Genomic DNA, 21,976 nt, shown 5'->3' with positions numbered 1-21,976 from the left:
ATGATGCAGGGCCAGCGCGTGGACATGGAAACAACGGGAATCGCCAACGGGACCACGCCGCCCGGTGTGGTGATTCCGCTGGGTGGCTTTCCGGTGTTGTCCACCACGCAGGAAGCGTTCGCGCTGGATCTGTTCCATGCGCTGGCAGCCCGTCAGCCGCGTCGGGTGTTCTTCGCCAATACCAATTTCATCGTGCAGTGCCAGGCACTGCGGATGCGCATGCGCGAGCCCAGCGTGCGCATCGTCAACGATGGGATCGGCATGGATCTGGCCGCGCGGCTGATCCATGGCCGTCGCTTCGCCGGTAACCTCAATGGCACCGACCTGATTCCGTATCTGTGCCGTGAGAGTGCACAGCCGCTCAAGTTCTTTCTGCTGGGCGGTCGTCCCGGCGTCGGCAAGACCGCTGCAGCCACGCTGACCGGGACGTTGGGGCAGCAGGTGGTCGGCATGTGCGACGGCTACGGCGAATTCGCTGCGGCGGGCGAGGGTCTAGCCGAGCGGATCAATCGCTCCGGTGCCGATGTGTTGCTGGTGGCGTTCGGCAATCCACTGCAAGAGCGCTGGATCCTGGATCACAGCCAGGCGCTGAGCGTTCCGCTGGTCTTCGGTGTGGGCGCGTTGCTCGACTTCTTGTCGGGTACCGCCAAGCGTGCGCCCGAGTGGGTGCGGCGCCTGCATATGGAATGGATGTATCGGCTGCTTAACGAGCCCCGCCGTTTGCTCAAGCGCTATAGCTGGGATCTGCTGGTGTTCTTCCGCACCTGTTTGCGCGCGGGCAAACAGCTGCCCTGATGCAGTGGTGGCGCCTCTGGCCTAGCATGCACGCATGCATCCGACCGCAGCCGCCCTGATCCACGCGCTGGACCTCGCCCCGCATCCCGAAGGCGGGCACTATCGCCGCGTCTATGCTTCCGCACGCCAGGTCATCGACAACGGCCAAACCCGCCCGGCGTTGACCGCCATCCGCTTTTTGCTGAGCGCAGGCGAATGCAGTGCGTGGCACCGTGTGGATGCCGAAGAGACCTGGCATTGGCAGCAGGGCGATGCGCTGGAACTGCTGATCTACGACCCCTCCGGCGCGCAATTGCAGCGCGTGATCGTGGATGCCGCCGAGCGCGGTGAACCGATGCATGTGGTGCCCGCTGGTTGCTGGCAGGCGGCGCGTTCGCTCGGCGACTTCAGCCTGGTGGGCTGCACGGTATCGCCGGGTTTCGTGTGGGAAGGTTTCGCGCTGCTCGACGCGGCCTCGCCGCTGGCGACGCACCTGGACACGCTGCTTCCACGCTAAACACCGAGGACGAGGACGGCCGAACGCTTCCCTAACGCGGCCGCTGCCGGCTTCGCGTACTGTCCGCCTCAAATAGGGGGCGACACGCAATGCAACGCAAGGTAGCGGGATGGGGAGTGGGCTTGATGCTGGTGTCGCTGTTGGCGACCGCCGGCAAGACTGCGCCACCGAAGACTGTGCCACCGCCTCCGCCGGTGGTGGATCTGGAGGCCATGGTCGTGCGCGGCGTGCAGCCCGGACCGGGCTTGTGGAAGGTCAGCAAGGGCGACCATGTGTTGTGGATACTGGCCACCTTGTCACCATTGCCTAAGCGGCTGCAGTGGCAATCGACCGAAGTGGAAACCATCATCGGCCAATCCCAACAGGTATTGATGGCGCCGACCATCGAGCTCGATGTCGGCATGGGGTTCTTCGGCAGGCTGACGTTGTTGCCATTGGCAATGAAGGCAGTGAAGAACGAGCATGGCCGCGAACTGCGCGAGGTGCTGCCACCCGATCTATATGCGCGCTGGAGCGTGGCCAAGGCCCGCTACATCGGCGGCGACCGCGGTGTCGAGCGCAAGCGCCCGATGCTGGCAGCCGGCGAGTTGTATCAGGCGGCGCTGAAGCGCTCGGGCCTGGCCCGCTCGCCGGTGATCTGGTCGGTCGTGGAGCGTGCCGCCAAGCGCGCAGGCATCAAGCCGACGCCCACGGCGCTGGACTACAAGATCGCGGACCCGCGCCAGGCGCTCAAGGAATTCCGTGCCGGTGGCATGGACGATACCGCATGCTTCCGCAGCATCTTGGTGACGGTGGAACGCGATCTTCCCACGATGGTGGAGCGTGCCAATGCCTGGTCGGTGGGTGATATCGAAGCCTTGCGTCAGCTTCCGCGCGAAGACCCGCAGGCCGCCTGCATGGGGGCGATGGCCAGCTCTGGTGCCGCGAAGAAGCGCGGCATCGACGATCTGGAACGGCGCATGCGCGAGCATTGGCTGAGCATCGCCGCCGCTGCCTTACAACGTAATCGCAGCACCTTCGCGGTGCTGCCGATTAGCCGGCTGACCGCCCCAGATGGCTATCTGGCGCGCCTGCAGGCGCTGGGCTATGAGGTGGAAGCGCCCTAAGCCGGTTTGGTGAGGCTCGCTGCGTGCCATGCTGTTTCCGTGGAGGCAAGCACAGGCACGGGTCGGTCGTTCTGTCATGCGGTTGTCGTGCTTGTGCGCGGCGCCCGTATCGGCGTGGCCTGGTACACGTCGTGTGGCTAAGCGTCTGGAGACAGGGGCGTCCTGCTCAAGGTCCGACGTACTGCATGTCCGGATAGCGGCACTAGCAGCTGCGACGCAGATGCGAAGCCGCCTGCCGCTCCCTGCAGCCTCTGGTGCCTTCCTGCGTGAGGTCACGGATATCGCCTGTCTGGCAGCGAAGAGGCTGACCGTCAGCTAGCGTCTGCCGCTGCCCTCAATGGCAGGCCATGCAAGACGTGCGCGCCAACCATCGCAGTGCTGCATCGGCTATCCCCTTCGAGGTTAGTCCTGCCGATGCCGCCACGGTATGCTGCGCGCCTTGTGTCTTGAGAGCTCCGCGTTGAACGCATTGCCGCTGCGCATTCTGGGCACCGGGTGCCATGTTCCGGCGACGGAAGTCACCTCGCGCCAGTTGGACGCCCGCTGGCAGTTGCCGGCGGGGACCACGTTCGCACGTCTGGGCGTGGAAACCCGCCATTACGTGGGCGAGGGCGAGACCGCATCGTCGATGGGTGCAGCCGCCGCGCAACAGGCCTTGGCCAGCGCCGGTCTCGATGCCAGTCAAATCGATTGCCTGATCTCCGCCTGCAGCGTCATGGAGCAGCCGATCCCGTGCCAGGCGGTGTTGATCCAACGCGCGCTCGGCCTCGGCGATTCGGGCATTCCCGCATTCGACGTCAATGCCACCTGCTTGAGTTTTCTGGTGGCACTGGATATGGCAGCCAATGCGCTTGCGCTGGGACGCTACAAGCGCGTGCTGATCGTCTCCAGCGAGGTCGCATCGGCCGGGCTGGATGCGGCGACCCCGGCCACGGCCGGCCTGTTCGGCGATGGCGCAGCGGCAGTGTTTGTTGGACGCAGCGACGCAGGGCAGGGCTCGGCGCTGCTTTCCAGCCGGCTGTCCAGTTACGGCAGTGGCGCGGAGCTGTGCCGTATTCGCGGCGGCGGCACGCGTTATCCGCACGGCGAAGACAGCCCCCCCGATGCCTCACGCGTGTTCTGCATGGACGGGCGCGGCGCCTACCGCTTCGCCGCGCGGCATTTGCCGGCGTTTTGGGAACAGCTGTTGCGCGAGGCCGGTACCACCCCTGCAGCCTTGCGTTGCCTGGTCCCGCATCAGGCCTCCGGCGGAGGCCTGGATCATGTCGTGCAGGCACTGCAACTGCGCCCCGATCAGGTGGTGCGCATCCTGCAACGCACGGGCAACCAGGTCGCCGCTTCGTTGCCGCATGCGCTGCATCATGCATGCGTCGAACTGGGCCTGCAGCGCGGCGATCTGGTCGCGCTACTCGGCACCGGCGCCGGGCTCGCCATCGGCGGCATGGTGTTGCGCTACTGATGCTCGTGCGCGTCTCGCTCGAGCTGCTGCGCGTCGGCCACTGTCGCCATTGCGAACGCATGGTGCGTGCCGATGGCCACTGGCATGCAGTGGAATTCCCCGCATTGAGCGTGTTGATCCGACATCCGCAGCGTGGCGCGCTGTTGTACGACACCGGCTACGCCACGCATTTTTTTCGCGCCACCGATGCGTGGCCGGAGCGTCTGTACCGCTGGACCACACCAGTGACCTTGCCCACCCACGAAACCCTGGGCGCGCAGTTGGCCAAACGCGGCGTGGCGCTGGATGACATTGCCTGGTGCCTGATTTCCCACTTCCATGCCGACCATGTGGGCGGTCTGCGCGATCTGCCGCATGCGCGCTTTATCTGCCTGCGTGCCGATTACCAGCAGTTGCGCAGCTGTTCACGCGTGGGTGGATTGCGTCGCGCCTTGCTACCGCAATTGCTACCCGACGACTTCGATCAACGGCTGCAGTTTGCCGACCAAACATCGCAGCGTGCATTGACCGGTGCCTGGCAGGCGCTCGGCCCTGCCTACGATCTGTTCGCAGACGGCAGCGTGCTCGCGGTACCGCTACCGGGGCACGTGCCCGGCCAAATGGGGCTATTGGTACGCGACCAGCACGACCGCGGGGTGTTGCTGTGTGCGGACGCAGTGTGGTCGTCGGCCACCTGGACAACGCTGCAATGGCCAGCGTGGCCCACGCGTTTGCTGATGCATGACTGGCAAGCATTCCAGCGCACCGTGCATCACTTGCACGCCTTGTCGCAGTCGCATCCGGAGCTGGCAATCCTGCCGTCGCATTGCCAACCCAGTCTTGACCGTTACCAACCGGAGTGGCGATGAGCCTGCGCATTCTTGTGACCGGCGCGTCCGGCTTTGTTGGTGGTGCGTTCCTGCGGCGTTTCCAGGGGCAGCCGGGTGTCGAGATGCACGGCATCGGCCGCCGCCCCAGCGCGTTGCCCAACTACCACCGTATCGATCTGAGCCAACCGTTTTCGCTGGATTGGCAGCCGGATGTGGTGATTCATGCGGCTGCACTGGCATCGCCGTGGGGCACGCGTGCGCAGTTTCAGCTGCACAACGTGCAAGCCACTGCCAATGTCATCGACTTCTGCAAGCGCAACGGCTGCCCGCGCCTGCTGTATGTCTCGTCCAGTTCGGTGTTCTATCGCGAAGCGCATCAATACGATCTGGATGAAGACAGCCCGATCGGCCCAGGGTTCGTTAACACCTACGCAGAAACCAAATATTTTGGCGAAACATTGCTCAATGACTATCCCGGCGAAAAGAGCGTGTTGCGTCCGCGTGCCGTGTTCGGGCCCGGCGACACGGTGCTGTTTCCGCGGGTGATCGCCGCTGCGCGCAAGGGCGCGTTGCCACGTTTCGTCGGCCAGACCCAACCGGTGATCGGCGACCTGATCTATATCGATGCGCTGTGCGATTACCTCTACCGCGCGGCCACCGCGCCGCAGTTGCAGCCGGCCTACAACCTCACCAACGCACAGCCGGTGGATCTGCAGCAGCTATTGCTGGATGTGCTGACGCGCCTGCAGCTGCCGTTGCCGCAGCGCGAGGTACGCATCGGCACCGCGCTGCGCATGGCCAGCGTGGTGGAAGCGGTCTATCGCGTGCTGCGTCTGCGTGGCGAACCGCCGATTACGCGTTTTGGGGTCGGCGTGTTCGCCTATTCCAAGACCTTTGATCCACGCCGCACGCTTGCCGATCTCGGCCCGCCCAGTGTCAGTCTGGACGAAGGCGCGGAGGCCTTCGTGCGCTGGCAGGCAGCACAATGGACCTGATCGTCCCGACCCTGGCAACGCTGTATCTGGCCGTGCTGCTGGTCAAGGCGGCGGCAGTGCTGTGGGTCATGCGGGGTGAACGCATTAGGCCAGCGCGCACTGCCGTTGCAGGGCCAGCAGACGTAGCGATTCTGCAGCCTATTCTGGGTGGCGACGCGCATCTGCAAGAGGTGCTCATGGCCAATGTGCAGGTATTGCCGCAGGCGCACTTCATCTGGCTGCTGGATGCCGACGACATCCCGGGAAACGCCGCGGCCGATGCAGTGATCGCGCAGCATCCGCAGGTGCGTATCGCGCGCGTGCAGGTGCCCCCGGCGCCTGCCGGCATCAATCCCAAAGCGTGGAAACTCGATTACGCATTGCCGCACATCACTGCGCGCGTCAGCCTGATTCTCGACGACGATGCGCACCTCAGCGGCCGCGCGCTATCGCAGCTGTTGCTGGATCTGACCCATGCCGATGTGGTCACCGCGCTTCCGTATTACTGCGACAGCGACACGGTGGCGGGCCGCCTGTTGGCGCAGTTCGTCAACAACAATGCCGCGCTGACCTATCTTGGCTGGCTACTGTTCGCAGCGCCGTTGACCATCAACGGCATGTGCTACGCAGTGCGTACCGAGCAGCTGCGCAGCTGGGGTGGTTTTTCTTCGTTGCTAACGCAGCTGACCGACGATCTGGCATTCGCCACCCTGGTGCGCGAACGGGGTGGACGACTCTGGCAATCCATCGCGCCGGTCGCGATGCGCACCGCGATACCAGATTTGCCTGCGTATGTGCGGCAGATGCATCGTTGGATGCTGTTCGCATTGATCCTGCTGCGCCGTCAGCGGCTGGGCGTGCGTAGCGCCATCGGCGTTTTACAGGGGCTGCCGCCGGTGCTCCTGCTGACCATGCTGATGTGCGCTTGCATGCAGCACAGCTGGCCGGCTGCACTCTCGGTGTTGATCGTTTTGCTACTGCGCGCGCTGCTGCTCTGCGGTGTGCAATGGCGCGTTGCCGGCGCAGTGCGCCATCGCGTGTTGCTTTCGATCATTGTCGAATGTCTGCAGCCGCTGCATCTGCTGCACGCAGCGTTGGTGCGCACGATTCGCTGGCGCACGCGGCGTTATCGCGTGTTGTCCAACGGGTGTTTCCGTGCGGAGTGAGCCAGGCCCGCTGCAGATCGCCTTCCTCACCGGACAGAGCGATCCGGCAAGCTGCGCCTTGAGTGCGGAACAGGTGGCGTTGCTGGAGCAGCTGCAGGGCACAGGCCGGCAGCTGGTGGATTGCAATTATCCGTACCACCGCAACAGCGCGCCGCACCGGCGGATACCGCTGTGGCGGGGCAGCATAGCCAATGCGCGGCAATATCTTGCCGGCCGCAACGCCCGCGTTACCCATGCCGATCGCGCGCGCGTGCACGCGTTGCTCGAGCAGGCGCCGATGACGTTGCTGCTGGCGGGTAGCTGCGGGCTGCAGTTGTTGACCGCATTGCAGTTGCCGGATGCGTTGCGCGCACGTCTGGCCGTGTTTGCGTACGGCCCGGTGTGTGGTGCGCCTGCAGCGTTTGGCGAGCTGCGAGTGGTGCAAGGGCGTAGCGATTGGATCTCGCGTGCGCTGTTCGATGGGCACATCGATCTAAGGCCTGCATGCGGACATATGGCGTACCTGCGCAACGCCGAGGTGCTTGCCGAGTGCCAGCGCTTTCTCGCCCAACTCGAACGGACGCGATGGAACACAACGCATGCGCATTGATCTCATCGCACCGCCGTACAGCGGCCATCTGCATCCCATCCTGGCGATTGCGCAACAACTCGCCGCGCAGCATGACGTGCGCATCATCAGCACGCCGGCCGCGCAGGCGCGCATCCGTGCGTGCGGGCTCACCGCTGACAGCGTGCTGGATGCGCACGCCGATCGCGTGCTGCTCGCCATCGCCAACCCGCCGCACGCCGTGGGCCACAATCCCTTGCGTCTGCGTCGGCAGTTGCACAGCGCACTCGGGCTGATGGCGCAGCTCGGCCAAGCGCTACAGCAGCGCTGGCGCGCGCGGCGGCCGGATCTGGTGATCGTCGATTTCACCTTGCCCAGTGCAGGACTGGCCGCACAGACGCTGGGCATCGCGTGGTGGACCAGCATGCCGTCGCCGTGCGTGATCGAAACCACTGACGGGCCGCCCGCGTACTTCGGTGGATTGCTGCCTGCCACCACGCAATTGCAGCGGATCTGGCATGCAGTGGCGCGCCGGCTCACGCGCGGCTTCAAACAGACCTTGCACCTCTGCTATCGGCGCAAGATGCGCGCCTGCGGGTTGCCGGCAATCTATCGCCGCGATCGCAGCGAGGCAGTGTATTCGCCGCACTGCATCCTGGCCTTGGGCGTGCCATCGTTCGAGCTGGCGCAGCGTTGGCCTGCTGCAGTGCGCTTCGTCGGTCCGCAACTGTGCACGCCGACCAGCGCGGTGACGGCACCCAGCTTTGTTGACGGTCGCCGGCATGTGCTGGTGACGCTGGGTACCCATCTGCAATGGGTGAAGCAGCGTCTGGATAGCGTGTTGCGTGCGCTGGCGCCGCAATTCCCCGAGGTGATCTTTCATTTCAGCGATGGCGACACCGCAGCGCCGCTGCAGCCAGGGCAGGGCAATTACCAACGGCTGCCGTACGTGGATTACGCGCAGTACTTGCAGCGCTACGCGCTAGTCATTCACCACGGCGGTGCCGGCATTCTGTATGCCTGCCTGGCCGCAGGATTGCCGGCGATCGTCTACCCGCTGGATTACGACCAGTTCGACCACGCTGCGCGCCTGCAGGTGGCAGGTGCTGCCTGGTGGTTGCGCGATCTGGATGGCTTGCCTGCGCTGTTGCGCGAGGCGCTCAGCGCCGATGAGGTGCCACCCGGCGTGCGTCACCTGCAGGTAGAGCTACAGACAATCCAGTCGCAAGCGCGCATCGTGCAGTTGGTGGATGAGTTTGCACACACTGGCGCGGTGCCGCCGAGATAAAGCGGCACCGCGCGACGAAGTCCATCAAGCGTTCTCAGCCCGCCGCAGCATTCAACGCAGGCGTCTTGCTTGTCATCAGCTGCGGCCAGCGCTTGAGCACGGCGGCGCGAATGCCTGCTTGATCGATGCCGGCTTCCGCAAGCAGATCTTCGCGGCTGGCGTGATGCTGGAAACTGTCCGGCAGGCCCAGGTGCAGCATCGGCAAGGTAATGGCTTCGGCATTGAGCAGTTCCGACACGCCAGAACCGGCGCCGCCGGCAACCACGTTGTCTTCGATGGTGACGAAGCCGTCGTGGGTTTTTGCGAGCTCCAGCAGCATTGCCTTATCGAGCGGTTTGACGAAGCGCATGTTGACGACAGTCAGGCCCAGCGCGCGGCCCACTGCCTCGGCCGCATCCACCGTCGCGCCGAAGCCGAGCAGGGCGATGCGGGTGCCGCTGTGGCGCAGCTGCGCCTTGCCAATCGGCAGGGTGGCAAGCGAGCTATCCAATGCTGCGCCCGGGCCTGTGCCGCGCGGGTAGCGCACCGCAGCCGGGCCTTGGTACTGCACGCCGGTACTCAGCATCTGACGGCATTCGGCCTCGTCCGCCGGCGCCATCACCACCATGTGCGGCACGCAGCGCAGGAAGCTCAGGTCCAGATTGCCGGCATGGGTGGCGCCATCCGGGCCGACCACGCCGCCGCGATCGATCGCAAACAGCACATCCAGCTGCTGTACCGCCACGTCGTGCACCAGTTGGTCGTAACCGCGCTGCAGGAAGGTGGAATAGATCGCCACGACTGGTTTGGCGCCCTGGGTCGCCATGCCGGCGGCCAGCGTCACCGCATGCTGCTCGGCAATCGCCACATCGAAATAGCGCTGCGGATATTCCTTGCTGAAACGCACCAGGCCCGAGCCTTCGCGCATTGCCGGGGTGATCACCAGCAGCTTGGGTTCGGCGGCGGCCATGTCGCAGACCCAGTCGCTGAACACATCGGTATAGGTCGGCTTCTTGACGCCGGCCTTGGCCACCAGGCCCTTGCTCGGATCGAAAGGAGCGACCGCGTGGTAACCGATCTGGTCGCCTTCGGCCAACTCGTAACCCTTGCCCTTGGTGGTGATGACATGCAGCAGCTGTGGGCCCTTGAGCGTTTGCAGGGTCTTCAGCGCGCCGACCAGGCTGGGCAGGTCGTGGCCATCGATCGGACCGGTGTAATGGAAGCCCATTTCCTCGAACAAGGTGGACGGCACGAACATGCCTTTCCAATGTTCTTCCCAGCGCCGCACGAAGCGCGCAGTGGGGTTGTTCTTCTTGTCGCCGAGGATCTTCTTGCCGCCTTCGCGGATGGCATTGAGCGTGCGGCTACCGCTGGCGCGGACCAGCATCTTGGTCAGCCCGCCCACCGCTTCGGAGATCGACATGCGGTTGTCGTTGAGGATCACCAGCAGGTTCGGTTCCGGGTCCATGCCACCGGCGTGGTTGAGCGCCTCGTAGACCATGCCGGCCGTCATCGCGCCGTCGCCGATCACCGCGACCACCTTGCGGTCGTCGCCATTGCGCTGCGCGGCGATGGCCATGCCGAGCGCGGCCGAGATCGAGGTCGACGAATGGCCCACACCGAAGGTGTCGTAGATGCTCTCTTCGCGCTTGGGAAACGGTGCCACGCCGTCCTTTTGCTTGACCGTGTGGATCTGGTCGCGCCGGCCGGTGAGGATCTTGTGCGGGTAGGTCTGATGCCCGACATCCCACACCAGCTGATCGACCGGGGTCTGATACAGGTAGTGCAGGGCCACGGTGAGTTCGATCACGCCCAGGCCGGCTGCGAAGTGTCCGCCGCTCTTGCCCACCGATTCGATCAGGTAGGAACGCAGTTCTTCGGCGATCGCGGTGAGCTCGGCTTCATCGAAGCGGCGCAGATCGTCGGGAGTCTGGATGCGGGACAGGCACGGATAGCGGGTGGTGTCGATCATCATCGTGTCAATATTCTGAAGGCGTATTGTCCTCCCCATGCGAAGGCCCGGCAAGCAAACCGGTTCAGCTGTCAGCGGGAAGTGATGCGCGCGCGCGCCGTCACGCCTGAGGCGCGTAACGCTCACGCGTGCCTGCGGCAAACTGCCGCACCTGGGGATGTGCCGATATGCGCCGTGTTTGCTTGGACAGTCGGGGCCCGCGTGCATGTGTGGGGGACGGAAAGGCGCCGACTTCAGGGATCTTGCGTTGTGTTGCCGGGTCCGGCGTCACGTCGAATACGCGGTGCGTGGTGAAGGCGCCAAGGCTCCCGCTAATGGCGCAACAGCAGCTCCACCCCCGTGGATGTGTTGACGCTCATTGGAAGCTTACGCAGGCCGCTGAGCAGCCACGCGCCGCGACGCGGGGCGCGCCGGCCTACAACGACAGCTTGGAGCGCTTGGGCAGCTGCGCACGCAGGAACGCCATCTGATCGGACAGGATGTTGCGGTTGGACAGGATCAGATGCTCGATCCAGCTCGGCCGGTACGGCACCGCCAGCAGCGGCATATGCGCCTGCTGCGGAGTGCGGTTGGCCTTGCGCGAGTTGCATTGGAAGCAGGCGGTCACCACGTTTTCCCAACTGTCGCGGCCGCCCTTGGAAACCGGCATGACATGATCGCGGGTCAGGTGCGGGCGGCTGAAATGCTGGCCGCAGTACATGCACAACTGCGAATCGCGTGCGAACAGCGCGGTGTTGCTGAGGGTGGGGGTCGGGTCCAGCGCGCGCGAACGGGCATGCCCGCGTGCGGCGATGATGGGGTGCAATTCCAGCGTGCTGCGCTCGCCAGTCAGGCGCGAGATGCCACCGTGGATCTGCATGCAGGGCTCGCCCAGCGTCCACGACACCGCATCGCGGGCGTACAGGCAGGCAGCGTCTTGCCAGTTGATCCAGTCCAGCACGCGGCCGTGCGCATCGAGAGACAGTAGGCGAAGCGTGGGGAGTCGTTGGATCGCAGTGACAGCGCTGCCCGCGTCCGGGGCAGAGCTGCCTCCGGGGACGATCACATCACGAATGTGCGTGTCTGTCTCCATCGGAAGAACAGCTTATACCCGATCGTTGACAGTTTGTGTATCGCAGCGAACGGACGGCGCTGAAGCGTGTGTGCTCAGGTAAGGTGGAGCTTAAGAGGGCGTCCTCACATGGCCGGCATCGATCCGGCCCATCGCCTCGCATGACGCGCCTCGCATGCTGTGTAGAAGTGCGCTTGCGCGCGATCAGGCGTTATCGGTAACGCCTGATCGCGCGCAAGCGCGCTCCTACAAGGCCAAGGTTCGTGGCTCGCAGAGAGCCTCAGCCTTCGCCGAACAATTCCGCTTCCAGCGTCATCAACGGTGCGGCGCCGCTGCGGATGGTGGCTGCATGCGTCAGCGTGCGCGGCAGGATGCGGGCGAAGTAGAAGCGTGCGGTCTCGCGCTTGGCACGCTTGAAGTCCTCGCCATGCGCCGACGCATCGGCCGCGGCCACGCTGCGTGCCCACCAGTACGCCAGCACTACATAGCCCGAATAAAACAGGTAGTCGTAGCTCGCAGCGCCGAGTTCGTCCGGGTTGCGCGCGGCGCGGTCGAGCACATCGCGGGTCAGCATCGCCCACTCGCTGCACTTGTCGCGCAGCGGCTTGATGAACTCGGCCAGCGCCGCGTTGCCGTCCTGTGCCTTGGCGAAGGTTTCCACATCGGCCAGGAACAGCTTCAGCCCGGCGGCCTGGCTGGCGGCGGTCTTGCGGCCGATCAGGTCCAGCGCCTGGATGCCGGTGGTGCCTTCGTAGATGGTGGTGATGCGCGCATCGCGGGCCAATTGCTCCATGCCGTATTCGCGGATGTAGCCGTGGCCGCCGAAGCACTGCAGCGCGTGGTAGGTGTTCTCGATCGACCACTCTGTCTGGCAGGCCTTGGAGATCGGGGTGAGGAAGCTCACCAGCGTCTCGGCATCGGTGCGTTCTTGTTCGGTTCCGCCGCGGTGAGCCACGTCCACCAGGCTGGCCGCGTGCAGCGCCAGCAGGCGGCTGCCTTCGGTCAGCGACTTGATGGTCAGCAGCATGCGGCGCACGTCCGGGTGCACGATGATCGGGTCGGCCGGCTTGTCCGGGAACTTGGCGCCGCTGAGTGCGCGCGACTGCAGGCGTTCGCGGCTGTAGCGCAGCGCATTCTGATAGGCGCGCTCAGACAGCCCGATGCCTTGCAAGCCCACGCCCAGGCGTGCGGTATTCATCATCGTAAACATGGCCTGCAGGCCCTTGTGCGGCTGACCCACCAGATAGCCTTGCGCACCCTCGAAATTCATCACGCAGGTCACCGAACCCTTGATGCCCATCTTGTGCTCGACGGAGCCGCAATGCAGCGCGTTGCGTTCGCCCACGGTGCCGTCGCGGTCCACCTTGAACTTGGGGGTGACGAACAACGAGATGCCCTTGGCGCCGGCCGGTGCGTCCGGCAGCTTGGCCAGCACCAGGTGCACGATGTTTTCGGTGAGGTCGTGCTCGCCGGCGGTGATGAAGATCTTGGTGCCGGTGATGGCATAGCTGCCATCGGCATTGGGTTCGGCGCGGGTCTTGAGCAGGCCCAGGTCGGTGCCGCAATGCGGTTCGGTCAGGCACATGGTGCCGGTCCAGCGGCCGTCGATCAGCGGCTTGAGGAAGACGTCCTGCTGCCAGGCTTCACCGTGCTGACGCAGCGCTTCCATCGCGCCATGCGAGAGCAGCGGGAAGTTGCCCCAGGCCAGATTGGCGGCATTGATCATCTCGCTCAGCGGCACGCCCAGTGTGTGCGGCATGCCCTGGCCGCCGAATCGCGGCTCGGCGGTGAGCCCGTTCCAGCCGCCTTCCACGAACTGGTCGTAGGCAGCGCGGAAGCCGGGCGGGGTGGTGACTGCATGGGTGCTCTTGTCGAATGCGCAGCCGATCTCGTCGCCCACGCTGTTGAGCGGCGCCAGCACCTGCGAGGTGAAGCGGCCAGCTTCTTCGAGCACGGCATCGATGATGTCGGTGCTGGCATCGGCATAGCCGAGCCGGGCGAACAAGGCTTGCGCGCCGAGCACGTCGTGCAGGGCGAAGCGGAAATCGGTCAGCGGGGCGGTATAGCTGCTCATGCGGGATCCTTGAAGCGGGTGCGGGAAGGCGTGCGCGTCAGCGCAGCACGCCGTTGAGGCCGGGGGCCGGGCTGAGCGTGTTGCGCGATTCCACAGTGAAATCGCGCTGTTTTTTGTCTTGCGGGGTCGCCCAGACGGTGCCCTTGAGCATGTACGGAAACGAGCGGCCGCCAGCCAACACATCGGCCACGGTGATGCGGCCCAGCGAGGTGGGTTGGACGGTGACGGTGACCACGTCGGCGGTTTCCGGGCCGATCGACATGCCGACGGTCTGATCGAGCTTGCCGGCCAACTGATCGCCGGCAGAGATTTCCAGCGCCACGCGTTCAAATTGCATCGGGATGCTGCTGTAGTTCTGCAGGCGCAGGTCCACCGACCAGGAGCCGTCGGCACGCACGGTCAGTTGCTGGATGCTGGCAGCCGGCTCGGACACCCGGCGCACCGCGCCGCTGCAGGCGCTCAGCAGCAGCCCGCAGGCCAGCGACACAAGAAGAAGGCGATAGGCACGACGCATGTACTCGGGTCCTTGGCGGAATGAGGCGGCGCCAAGAATACTACGCAGTACGGTCGCTGCTGCTGAGCGCGCGCGGCGTCGGTGGCGGCGCAGCGGGCTGGGTCGCGGGCGAGCCTCACAACAACGGCGCGGCCACGATCAACGGCGACAGGTCGTAGCCCATTTTGGTGGCCTGCGCCTTGAGCCGTTCGAACTGCGCGCGCTGCATCTGTGGCGAGCGCGACAGGATCCACAGGTACTTGCGATCCGGCTCGCCGACCACCGCCCATTGGTAATCCGGGTCGAGCGCGATCACCCAGTAGTCGGCCCACACCAGCGGCAACCAGCCCAGCCATTCCGGGGCGAAGCGCACCTGCAACTGCCCGGACTGGCCCTGGACCGGGCGCGCCACGCCGTCGGCCTGGGTCAGGCTGCCATCGGCGGTGCGGCAGCCGTTACGCACGCCGATCAAGCCATCGTCGCGCAATGTATAGCTGGCGGTGATGTCGCTGCGGCATTTCTTCTGGAACGACACTGGCAGGTGCGCAATCTCGTGCCACTGGCCGGCGTAGCGCGAGATGTCCAGTTGCGGCACCGCACGCACCGGCTGTTGCGCAAACGCTGTCAGCGGCAGCAGGGCGACGAACGACAACAGCAGGCGGGGCAGGCGCATGACAGTCTCCGGTGGACGCGTGCAGGCTAGGCCATGCACCCGGCCGCGCGGCGTGAACCGGTGCAAGAAACGCCGGCGCCGACAGCGGCAGGCAACAAACTTGGTCAGAGCGCTTGCCCAAACTGCGCCTGCTCGCTATAGTGCGCGTCCTCGCAACGCAGGCACCGTGTTGCAGGTAAGTGGCCGAGTAGCTCAGTTGGTAGAGCAGGGGATTGAAAATCCCCGTGTCGGCGGTTCGATTCCGTCCTCGGCCACCATATCGAAGTAGTGCAGCGCAGGCATTTCGCCACTTCTGCGCGCTGCCGATCCCAACGCCTTCAACTGATTCAATCCGATGTTGCACAAGTTGCGAAACTTGGTGGCCTGACTGCGTCTATCGCCTGGTGTTCCGGCGACAAAGCGGTTGTCGGAGCTGATGGTCACCGCTGCCGTGGCCGCCAAGCACGTAAGGGTGACCGTCTCTCAAGACCGTAACGTACGAGTACTTGAAGTTCGCGTAGCTGGCGTCATCATCACGGCCCAAGAAACAGAGACCGCCCAGCGCAACGATCAGCTACGCGTAATGGTCCGTGCCCATGAGGTGACTCACCCATCGCGCAGCCGCTAACTGGCGGGTGAGTGGGGCATCAGGCATGCCTAGGTGTCTGGGTGCGCGTGCTCGTTTAGGCGATGCAATCGATTTCCACGCAGTCTTCAAATGCACGTGGCGATACTGCGCGCATGACGCACAAGACACTCCGACGCACCTTGATCCACGGCTACTGCGGTGAATTTCGCGTGGAGACCCTGGAAAGCCAGGCGCCTGGCGCGACACAGTGGCTCTCGACCGCGTTCGTCTACCACCGCGACCGCGCCGCACCCGTCGCCACGATCGAGGGCGCGGGGCAGGGCGAATACCGCGGCGATGCACGCGAGCAGGCGCTACGCGTGGGCTCCTGTTTAGCTGAGTTTCTGGACCCCAAGGAATACCGCAGCTGCGAGCTGAAACGCAGTTGACGACTCGCTAGCTTTACGCTGCTGCAATGACGTAGCTAAATGGCAGTGGAAGATGACGGCGCGAGCGTCGGCCGCCTCGCAATTTCTGGCGACCTACGATGCAATGCATGCGCTGCACTGGGCGAGATGCCGGATGCACTCTTGTGCGTGGCCTCAGCGACAATAGCTTGCGCGGATGTGTTTCCAGACGCTTGCACACGTCCTGTTGTCATCATGCACGACGTTGCCGGGCGCGGTCTTCAGTTTTCGTGTGGCGTTTAAAAAACGCCTCCGGAAGAGTGGAAGCTCCCGGAAGCGCTGTGGTAGTTGCAGCGTTGCGCTGCTCAGCGGTTGTTGCCGCCACCGCTTGCCTGGCCGCCTTTCTTGCCGGCTTCGCGGGCTTCTTCCGAGCTGAACTCGTGGGCGTTGCCGCTTTCGTGAGCTGCCTTGCCGCCCTTGGAGGCGATTTCGCGCTGCTTGTCTTCGTCCATCGAAGCAAAGCCGCGGTTGCTGGTGCCACTCTTATTGTCGTTTTGATTTGCCATTGCAGATCTCATTTTGTTTGTTGGGGAATGCACCATTGGACGCCGTGGTGCGAGGCCAGCATCGCCGTAGACGCATCAATCGGACGTGGGCATTTCGGCAGCCACGTGTGAGCCGGCAAGCGGGCTTGACGATCGGTCTTCACCGTCAAAAAACGTGTTGCCGCGAAGGAATGCTGCAAACGCTCGACAGTATGTGGATGCATCCAAGCGTGTGTGCTGTAGGGCGCGCGGCGATGGCGCGATGACACGCCCTGCACGTTGCAGGCGCATGCCGTCGCACCGCTGCAGTAAGGCTGGCTATGCTGGCAGGCTCAACGCAGAACAGGGCATGGTGATGACGACACGATGCGGTAGGTGGGCAACAGCGATGGCCTTGCGGCAGCCGTGGCTATGCCAGCTGGCGCCACCACGTTGCCTGCCGGCGCCGCCAAATTACTGCCTGCCGGGCAGTCGGTGATGAGTATCGCCAGCGCAGATCTAACAGGCGATGGTCGGCAGGATTACGTGGTTGCGTTGCGCGCAGCTGACGAAAGTACATCTGAGGCGCTGCGGTCCAGCGGGCGCGCTGCACCTGCACGCACCTTGCTGGTGTTGGTCGCCAATGCAGATGGCGGCTTTGTCGAAGCCGGGCGGAATACGCAGGTGATCTTCAAGGCCGACGAGGGCGGTCAGTGCGATCCGTTTTTCGGATGGCGACCAAGGCCTAGTCGCGAAGGATGCCTATTTCACCGTGCAAAATGGCGTGGCATGCGGCCAGCACTGGACCGACTACATCACCTTTCGCTACGACCGCAGCCGCCGCGCGTTCGTGTTCCACAAGCGTGTGATCGAAGCATGGGAAATGAACACCCAGGACACGCGATCCGCGCAAGCCGGTACTGCTGTCTGCCTACACGCCTGCGCCATGATGACGCCGCTGCGCGATCAGCTGCCTGCCGGCCACCAGTTGTCCATGTTGCGCCGGTAGATGAACAGGCGCGGTGCCTTGGCCACCTGCGCCGAGCCCTGGCGTTCGCCGGCGGTCAACGAGAAGCCGATGTCGGCCAGCATGCGCGACAGCGCGTTGGCGTTACCGCGGCCGGGGTCGCTGATGACGATCTCGCAGGACGGTTTGGCCAGCGCTGGGATCAACTTGGCCAGCATGGTGGCGTGGCGTGTTTCGTAGAGCACGTCGCTGGCGATGATCATGTCGAACTGGCCCATGTTCGGCGCGCCGGCGTCCCAGTCGAGACGGCGATACGGCACCGATTCCAGCGCATTGAGCGCAGCGTTGTAGGCCAGGAACACTTCTGCCAACGGGTGGTGGTCGCTGGCCACCACATCGGCGCCGCGTCTGCGCAACACCAGGCTCGCCAGGCCCAGGCCGCAACCAAGCTCAAGAATGCGCTTGCCCTCGATCGGGCGCGTGGCCATGGCCTCAGCCAACAGCTGGCCAGCGGGCCAGACTTGGCCGAACAGGCTCCATTGCGCGGATGAGATGCCGGCTTTGGCGGCGGTCTCGTCAGGGTCGGCGTATTGCTGTTTGTCGGCCAGCGCCCGGATGACGTAGGTCAGCTGCCCGAAAGTCAGCTCGTGGATCTGGGTTTGGTAGCCCGGCATGGTGACATCGCATTGTCGCCAGACGACAGGCGCTGGCGTGAAAAGAACGCGCGCTGGCTCAGCCGGAACCGACCGTCAAGCGCAAGAGCTGCTTACTGCCCGCGCATGCTACGGCAAAACCAGGTGCATGCACGCTTGCGCACGCAGCGCGCGCGTGGCTTTCAGCACGCATTTCAGGGCGATGGCGCGACGCTGCGGGCCTGCAGCTCAGAAGGGATCCGCACCTGTGGCGCCGATGTTGGGCAAGCGCACATGCATCTGACGCGGCCTTGCCGGGGCAGTCAGCAGCGAACTATGTCCTAGCAGCCAATTTGGGTTGGACTAGCGAGCGCTCCCGTACGGGAAAGGCTCATGGATGTGACGAATCGCATCACCGGACCCAACTAGACTGTGGCTACGGGAATGGCCCTGCGGAGAACATCACTTGAACGATCCCGGTCACGGCGAGCTACGGGCGCCTCACCTCAGCGAATCTCGCAGCCTGCCTGTCGAGAAGCATCGCTCTGACATCTTTTTTGCCGCGGTGGAAACCACGCGTATGCCGATGACGGTGACCGACCCGCATCTTCCGGATAACCCCATCGTGTTCGCCAACCGCGCGTTCCTGGAGATGACCGGCTATTCGGCCGATGAAGTCATCGGCAACAACTGCCGCTTCCTGCAGGGGCCGGAGACCGACCCGGCCAGTATCAGCGATGTGCGCGAATCCATCGAAGCCCGCAGCGAATTCGCCACCGAGGTTCTCAATTACCGTAAGGATGGCTCGTCGTTCTGGAATGCCTTGTTCGTCTCGCCGGTGTTCGATGACAAGGGCAACCTGGTGTATTACTTCGGTTCGCAGCTGGATGTGAGCCGACGCCGCGATGCCGAAGATGCGTTGCGTCAAGCGCAGAAAATGGAAGCGCTGGGCCAGCTCACTGGCGGCATTGCGCACGATTTCAATAATTTGCTGCAGGTGATGTCCGGGCATCTGGAAGTGATTCAGATGATGGCCAGCGCCGGCGGCGGCAACAAAGCCGAGCGCATCGCCTTCAGTGCCGAACATGCGGCGGCGGCCGCTGCAAAAGCGGCGACCTTGACCCAGCAATTGCTGGCGTTTTCGCGCAAGCAAAAATTGCGCGGGCGGGTGGTCAACCTCAACGGGTTGGTCGCCGGCATGAACAATATGGCCGAGCGCGCGCTGGGCGGCGGCATTACCTTGCGCCAGTCGCTGGAAGACGGGCTGTGGAATTGCCAGATCGATACCACCCAGGCCGAAGTGGCGCTGTTGAACGTGTTGATCAACGCACGCGACGCGATGGCGCATGCCGAGCGCAAGGAAGTGACCGTGCAGACCCAGAACGTGGAGGTCACCAGTCACGATCTGGCGATGTATCACCAGTTGGCGCCCGGCCGTTATGTCAGCATTGCGGTGAGCGACACCGGCTCGGGCATGCCGCCGGAAGTGGTCAGCCGGGTGATGGAGCCGTTCTTCACTACCAAGGACGAAGGGCAGGGCACCGGCCTGGGTTTGTCCATGGTGTACGGCTTCGTCAAGCAGTCTGGGGGTACCGTGCGCATCTATAGCGAGGTGGGCGAGGGCACCACGGTGCGGCTGTATTTCCCCGCATCCAGCGAATTCGAAAACGACTTGCAGGCAGCCAAAAGCCGCTCGATCGACAAGGGCGGCAACGAAACCATCCTGGTGGTGGAAGACAAGCAGGACGTGGCGGTGGTGGCGCGGATGTTTCTGGAAAATGCCGGTTATCGCATCTTGTCGGCGTCGAGCGGACGCGAGGCGGTCGAGGTATTGGAAAAGAACCCGGAGGTGGATGCGCTGTTCACCGACCTGATCATGCCCGGCGGCATGAACGGTGTGATGCTCGCCCGTGAAGCACGCCGCATGTTGCCGAAGATCAAGATCCTGCTCACCACCGGCTATGCCGACGCCAGTATCCAGCGCACCGATGTGGGCGGCGCCGAGTTCGATGTGGTCAACAAGCCCTACACGCAGAAGGAATTGCTCAAGCGCATCCGCATGCTGCTGGATGGGCCGACGGGCGTGGGCTGATACGTTGGGATAAGACTGCGATGCCGCTGCTGCAGGCGGCATCGCATGGCGACTGGTGTTGGATTTTTAGATTGTTTCAGTGCGCCAACTCAGCGTATGCATCAGCAATAGGCAGTGTAAGGATGTGATCGCGGCGACATCGTCAGCGCCCCCGATGCGCCAGGCAGTGGAGGCCGCCGCGTATTCGCCGTCCGATGGATCACATACCAATGCCCGGCGCGTTGGCAAAGCCACCAAAGCAATCAAAGCCAAGCGGCCATCGTGCCGATGATGACTCCAATACGGCGTTCGACGGTCTGACCATGGCAGGTCATCCGCGCGACGGGTTGCAGGAACTGCTGGTTAGCTCCTCATGCGCAAAAAGCGTCTGGGCCGCAAGCTATAGATGCAAATCTCAACTCCCCAATCCCGAATCCCGGACCTCAACCTACTCCTCGCCAAGCGGTGCCACATACCCCTCGGGCTTGTCGGCATTGCGCTCGAACAGAAACTTCTGCAGCTCGGCTTCGAGAAACGCGCGGTGTTTGGGGTCGCGTGGCGACAGCCGGTTTTCGTTGATCAGCATGGTCTGATGTGCCAGCCACGCTTGCCAGGCGGTCTTGCCGATCTGCGCAAAGATGCGCTGGCCGAGTTCGCCTGGATACGGCACGAAATCCAGCCCTTCGGCATCGCTTTGCTGGTATTGGCAGAACACGGTACGGGACATGCGGATTCCTTATGGGAGACGCGCTCTATAACGCGTCGAGCAACTTGCGGATCGGCGCCGGCAGGCCCAGCGATGCGAGATCGGCAGGCGCCACCCAGCGTAGATCGTCATTGTCGCGTACCGTGGCACGCAGCGCGACCTTACGCAGGCGCAAGGGCTGCAGATGCAGGCGGTAATGGCTGAAGGTGTGCACGATCAACGACATCTCGTCGGCACGTTCGTAGTCGCCGTCGATATGCGCCGCGAACCAGGCGCGCATGCCGCTATCGGTCTCGGCCTGCGGCAGCGTCCATAGCGAGGCCCAGATGCCGGTCGGCGGGCGACGCTGCAGCAAGATATGGCCCTGGGCATTCTGCAGCAGCAGCGCGATGGCTTCGCGTTCGGGCAACTGCTTGCCAGGTTTGGGCGTAGGCAGTGCTTCGACCAGGCCATCGCGGCGTGCGCTGCAATCGTTCTGCAGTGGGCACAACACGCATGCGGGTTTGGCGCGCGTGCACAGGGTGGCGCCAAAATCCATTTGCGCCTGGGTGTAGTCGGCCAAGCGGCCAGCCGGGACATGCGCGACATGCGTGGTGGCCAGTTGCCATAGCTGTTTTTCGATCACCGGCAGGCCGGGATAGCCGGCGATGTCGTGGAAGCGCGTGAGCACGCGTTTGACGTTGCCGTCCATGATGGCAAAGGGATCATTCCAGGCCTGGCTCAGGATGGCGCCCGCAGTGCTGCGTCCGATGCCTGGCAGCGCGAGCAATGCATCGAAGTCGCGTGGCAATTCGCCACCATGCAGGGTGACACATTGTTTGGCAGCGGCATGCAGATTGCGTGCGCGGGCGTAGTAGCCCAGCCCGGCCCAGTGCGCCATCACGGTGTCGTTGTCGGCTGCCGCCAGATCCGCCAGCGCAGGGAAGCGCGCCACAAACTTGTTGAAGTATGGAATGACCACCGCAACCTGGGTCTGTTGCAGCATGATTTCCGACAGCCACACCCGATACGGCGCGCGCGGGTGCTGCCAGGGCAGATCGTGACGGCCGTGGTCGTCGAACCAGTGCAGCAGACGGTCGACGAAGGCCTCAGCGGACGGTGTGGTGCGGTTGGCTGGCATGAAGCTCTGCTGGCGTTGGGGCGTGGCTGCGGGACGCAGAGGTGTTGCGCGGGTCCTGCATGGCGTTTATTCACCGCAGCGGGAACATAAGGCCGACCAGGCAACGTTCGCAGAAAAATC

The 21,976-nt window shown here is 64.1% G+C and carries 20 protein-coding genes, 1 tRNA gene and 1 pseudogene; 13 read left to right on the top strand and 9 right to left on the bottom strand.

What is annotated here, in order from left to right; all coding sequences use genetic code 11:
- The 9 genes from KWO_RS13125 to KWO_RS13085 all read left to right on the top strand — a co-directional run bounded on the left by KWO_RS13125 (window position 1) and on the right by KWO_RS13085 (window position 8,640).
- Window positions 1-795: a WecB/TagA/CpsF family glycosyltransferase gene (locus KWO_RS13125; RefSeq protein WP_017112201.1), complete on the top strand. Its 795-nt coding sequence runs from the start codon at window positions 1-3 to the stop codon at window positions 793-795.
- Between the two features lie 34 nt (window positions 796-829).
- On the top strand, window positions 830-1,291 hold the full coding sequence (locus KWO_RS13120; RefSeq protein WP_010363518.1) for a cupin domain-containing protein: 462 nt from the start codon (window positions 830-832) through the stop codon (window positions 1,289-1,291).
- 89 nt (window positions 1,292-1,380) lie between these two features.
- Window positions 1,381-2,397, top strand: a complete 1,017-nt coding sequence (locus tag KWO_RS13115; protein WP_017114610.1) for a TraB/GumN family protein — start codon at window positions 1,381-1,383, stop codon at window positions 2,395-2,397.
- Window positions 2,398-2,824: 427 nt separating this feature from the next.
- A complete protein-coding gene (locus tag KWO_RS13110) occupies window positions 2,825-3,856 on the top strand; it encodes a 3-oxoacyl-[acyl-carrier-protein] synthase III C-terminal domain-containing protein (RefSeq protein WP_010363515.1) in 1,032 nt (343 codons plus the stop codon).
- Window positions 3,856-4,704 (top strand): MBL fold metallo-hydrolase, encoded by an 849-nt coding sequence (locus tag KWO_RS13105; RefSeq protein WP_010378238.1) that lies wholly within the window; start codon window positions 3,856-3,858, stop codon window positions 4,702-4,704. Before KWO_RS13110 ends, KWO_RS13105 begins: the two co-directional genes overlap by 1 nt.
- Complete coding sequence (locus KWO_RS13100; RefSeq protein WP_010378236.1) at window positions 4,701-5,660, top strand: NAD-dependent epimerase/dehydratase family protein; 960 nt, start codon at window positions 4,701-4,703, stop codon at window positions 5,658-5,660. Before KWO_RS13105 ends, KWO_RS13100 begins: the two co-directional genes overlap by 4 nt.
- The gene (locus KWO_RS13095) at window positions 5,651-6,805 is read left to right on the top strand and encodes a glycosyltransferase family 2 protein (RefSeq protein ID WP_010378234.1); all 1,155 of its coding nucleotides are present in this window, start codon (window positions 5,651-5,653) and stop codon (window positions 6,803-6,805) included. Before KWO_RS13100 ends, KWO_RS13095 begins: the two co-directional genes overlap by 10 nt.
- Window positions 6,795-7,394, top strand: a complete 600-nt coding sequence (locus tag KWO_RS13090) for a hypothetical protein (protein ID WP_017112198.1) — start codon at window positions 6,795-6,797, stop codon at window positions 7,392-7,394. The genes KWO_RS13095 and KWO_RS13090 overlap by 11 nt, the downstream gene beginning before the upstream one ends.
- Window positions 7,384-8,640 carry a glycosyltransferase gene (locus tag KWO_RS13085; protein WP_010378228.1) on the top strand — a complete coding sequence of 419 codons (1,257 nt, stop codon included), beginning with the start codon at window positions 7,384-7,386 and terminating at the stop codon, window positions 8,638-8,640. The genes KWO_RS13090 and KWO_RS13085 overlap by 11 nt, the downstream gene beginning before the upstream one ends.
- A 34-nt stretch (window positions 8,641-8,674) precedes the next feature.
- On the opposite strand, the gene dxs is transcribed toward KWO_RS13085, so the two are convergent.
- The 5 genes from dxs to KWO_RS13060 form a co-directional block, all read right to left on the bottom strand.
- Entirely contained in the window at window positions 8,675-10,591 is a 1,917-nt protein-coding gene (gene dxs, locus KWO_RS13080; protein WP_010378226.1) for a 1-deoxy-D-xylulose-5-phosphate synthase, read from the bottom strand.
- 415 nt (window positions 10,592-11,006) lie between these two features.
- Window positions 11,007-11,663: an HNH endonuclease gene (locus KWO_RS13075; protein ID WP_017112196.1), complete on the bottom strand. Its 657-nt coding sequence runs from the start codon at window positions 11,661-11,663 to the stop codon at window positions 11,007-11,009.
- A 259-nt stretch (window positions 11,664-11,922) separates the two neighbouring features.
- Window positions 11,923-13,716, bottom strand: coding sequence for an acyl-CoA dehydrogenase C-terminal domain-containing protein (locus KWO_RS13070; protein ID WP_010378222.1), 1,794 nt, complete (start codon window positions 13,714-13,716; stop codon window positions 11,923-11,925).
- Between the two features lie 37 nt (window positions 13,717-13,753).
- The gene (locus tag KWO_RS13065) at window positions 13,754-14,230 is read right to left on the bottom strand and encodes an LEA/WHy family protein (RefSeq protein WP_010363493.1); all 477 of its coding nucleotides are present in this window, start codon (window positions 14,228-14,230) and stop codon (window positions 13,754-13,756) included.
- Between the two features lie 115 nt (window positions 14,231-14,345).
- The gene (locus tag KWO_RS13060; protein WP_017112195.1) at window positions 14,346-14,882 is read right to left on the bottom strand and encodes a lipocalin family protein; all 537 of its coding nucleotides are present in this window, start codon (window positions 14,880-14,882) and stop codon (window positions 14,346-14,348) included.
- Between the two features lie 181 nt (window positions 14,883-15,063).
- Here KWO_RS13060 and KWO_RS13055 point away from each other — a divergent pair.
- Window positions 15,064-15,139, top strand: a tRNA-Phe gene (locus KWO_RS13055).
- A 463-nt stretch (window positions 15,140-15,602) separates the two neighbouring features.
- Window positions 15,603-15,878 (top strand): hypothetical protein, encoded by a 276-nt coding sequence (locus tag KWO_RS13050; RefSeq protein ID WP_010363490.1) that lies wholly within the window; start codon window positions 15,603-15,605, stop codon window positions 15,876-15,878.
- A 323-nt stretch (window positions 15,879-16,201) separates the two neighbouring features.
- Here KWO_RS13050 and KWO_RS13045 read toward each other — a convergent pair whose 3' ends face one another.
- Window positions 16,202-16,402 carry a KGG domain-containing protein gene (locus KWO_RS13045; protein WP_010363489.1) on the bottom strand — a complete coding sequence of 67 codons (201 nt, stop codon included), beginning with the start codon at window positions 16,400-16,402 and terminating at the stop codon, window positions 16,202-16,204.
- 390 nt (window positions 16,403-16,792) lie between these two features.
- On the opposite strand from KWO_RS13045, the pseudogene KWO_RS13040 reads away from it, so the two are divergent.
- Window positions 16,793-17,310 (top strand): annotated as a pseudogene (locus KWO_RS13040) (hypothetical protein).
- Between the two features lie 16 nt (window positions 17,311-17,326).
- Here the strand turns inward: KWO_RS13040 and KWO_RS13035 are convergent.
- Window positions 17,327-18,001 (bottom strand): class I SAM-dependent methyltransferase, encoded by a 675-nt coding sequence (locus tag KWO_RS13035; RefSeq protein WP_010378215.1) that lies wholly within the window; start codon window positions 17,999-18,001, stop codon window positions 17,327-17,329.
- 424 nt (window positions 18,002-18,425) lie between these two features.
- Between KWO_RS13035 and KWO_RS13025 the strand changes: the two genes are divergently transcribed.
- On the top strand, window positions 18,426-20,051 hold the full coding sequence (locus KWO_RS13025) for a hybrid sensor histidine kinase/response regulator (RefSeq protein WP_010378213.1): 1,626 nt from the start codon (window positions 18,426-18,428) through the stop codon (window positions 20,049-20,051).
- A 427-nt stretch (window positions 20,052-20,478) separates the two neighbouring features.
- Here KWO_RS13025 and KWO_RS13020 read toward each other — a convergent pair whose 3' ends face one another.
- Complete coding sequence (locus tag KWO_RS13020; protein ID WP_010363477.1) at window positions 20,479-20,757, bottom strand: oxidative damage protection protein; 279 nt, start codon at window positions 20,755-20,757, stop codon at window positions 20,479-20,481.
- 25 nt (window positions 20,758-20,782) lie between these two features.
- Window positions 20,783-21,856, bottom strand: a complete 1,074-nt coding sequence (mutY, locus tag KWO_RS13015; protein ID WP_010378210.1) for an A/G-specific adenine glycosylase — start codon at window positions 21,854-21,856, stop codon at window positions 20,783-20,785.
- Window positions 21,857-21,976 lie beyond the last annotated feature (120 nt).

The organism is Xanthomonas vasicola pv. musacearum NCPPB 4379 (assembly GCF_000277895.2).
Lineage (GTDB): Bacteria > Pseudomonadota > Gammaproteobacteria > Xanthomonadales > Xanthomonadaceae > Xanthomonas > Xanthomonas vasicola.
The sequence above is the reverse complement of the archived record's forward strand: the minus strand, read 5'-3'. Positions and strand labels throughout refer to the sequence as shown.

Bases quoted from the DNA above. Each gene is read 5' to 3' on its own strand.
- KWO_RS13070 (WP_010378222.1), bottom strand. From the start codon at position 13,716: ATGAGCAGCTATACCGCCCCGCTGACCGATTTCCGCTTCGCCCTGCAC.
- KWO_RS13120 (WP_010363518.1), top strand. From the start codon at position 830: ATGCATCCGACCGCAGCCGCCCTGATCCACGCGCTGGACCTCGCCCCG.
- KWO_RS13110 (WP_010363515.1), top strand. From the start codon at position 2,825: ATGCTGCGCGCCTTGTGTCTTGAGAGCTCCGCGTTGAACGCATTGCCG.
- dxs (WP_010378226.1), bottom strand. From the start codon at position 10,591: ATGATCGACACCACCCGCTATCCGTGCCTGTCCCGCATCCAGACTCCC.
- KWO_RS13035 (WP_010378215.1), bottom strand. From the start codon at position 18,001: ATGCCGGGCTACCAAACCCAGATCCACGAGCTGACTTTCGGGCAGCTG.
- KWO_RS13115 (WP_017114610.1), top strand. From the start codon at position 1,381: ATGCAACGCAAGGTAGCGGGATGGGGAGTGGGCTTGATGCTGGTGTCG.
- KWO_RS13045 (WP_010363489.1), bottom strand. From the start codon at position 16,402: ATGGCAAATCAAAACGACAATAAGAGTGGCACCAGCAACCGCGGCTTT.
- KWO_RS13060 (WP_017112195.1), bottom strand. From the start codon at position 14,882: ATGCGCCTGCCCCGCCTGCTGTTGTCGTTCGTCGCCCTGCTGCCGCTG.
- KWO_RS13065 (WP_010363493.1), bottom strand. From the start codon at position 14,230: ATGCGTCGTGCCTATCGCCTTCTTCTTGTGTCGCTGGCCTGCGGGCTG.
- KWO_RS13050 (WP_010363490.1), top strand. From the start codon at position 15,603: ATGACGCACAAGACACTCCGACGCACCTTGATCCACGGCTACTGCGGT.
- KWO_RS13100 (WP_010378236.1), top strand. From the start codon at position 4,701: ATGAGCCTGCGCATTCTTGTGACCGGCGCGTCCGGCTTTGTTGGTGGT.
- KWO_RS13095 (WP_010378234.1), top strand. From the start codon at position 5,651: ATGGACCTGATCGTCCCGACCCTGGCAACGCTGTATCTGGCCGTGCTG.
- mutY (WP_010378210.1), bottom strand. From the start codon at position 21,856: ATGCCAGCCAACCGCACCACACCGTCCGCTGAGGCCTTCGTCGACCGT.
- KWO_RS13105 (WP_010378238.1), top strand. From the start codon at position 3,856: ATGCTCGTGCGCGTCTCGCTCGAGCTGCTGCGCGTCGGCCACTGTCGC.
- KWO_RS13125 (WP_017112201.1), top strand. From the start codon at position 1: ATGATGCAGGGCCAGCGCGTGGACATGGAAACAACGGGAATCGCCAAC.
- KWO_RS13075 (WP_017112196.1), bottom strand. From the start codon at position 11,663: ATGGAGACAGACACGCACATTCGTGATGTGATCGTCCCCGGAGGCAGC.
- KWO_RS13020 (WP_010363477.1), bottom strand. From the start codon at position 20,757: ATGTCCCGTACCGTGTTCTGCCAATACCAGCAAAGCGATGCCGAAGGG.
- KWO_RS13085 (WP_010378228.1), top strand. From the start codon at position 7,384: ATGCGCATTGATCTCATCGCACCGCCGTACAGCGGCCATCTGCATCCC.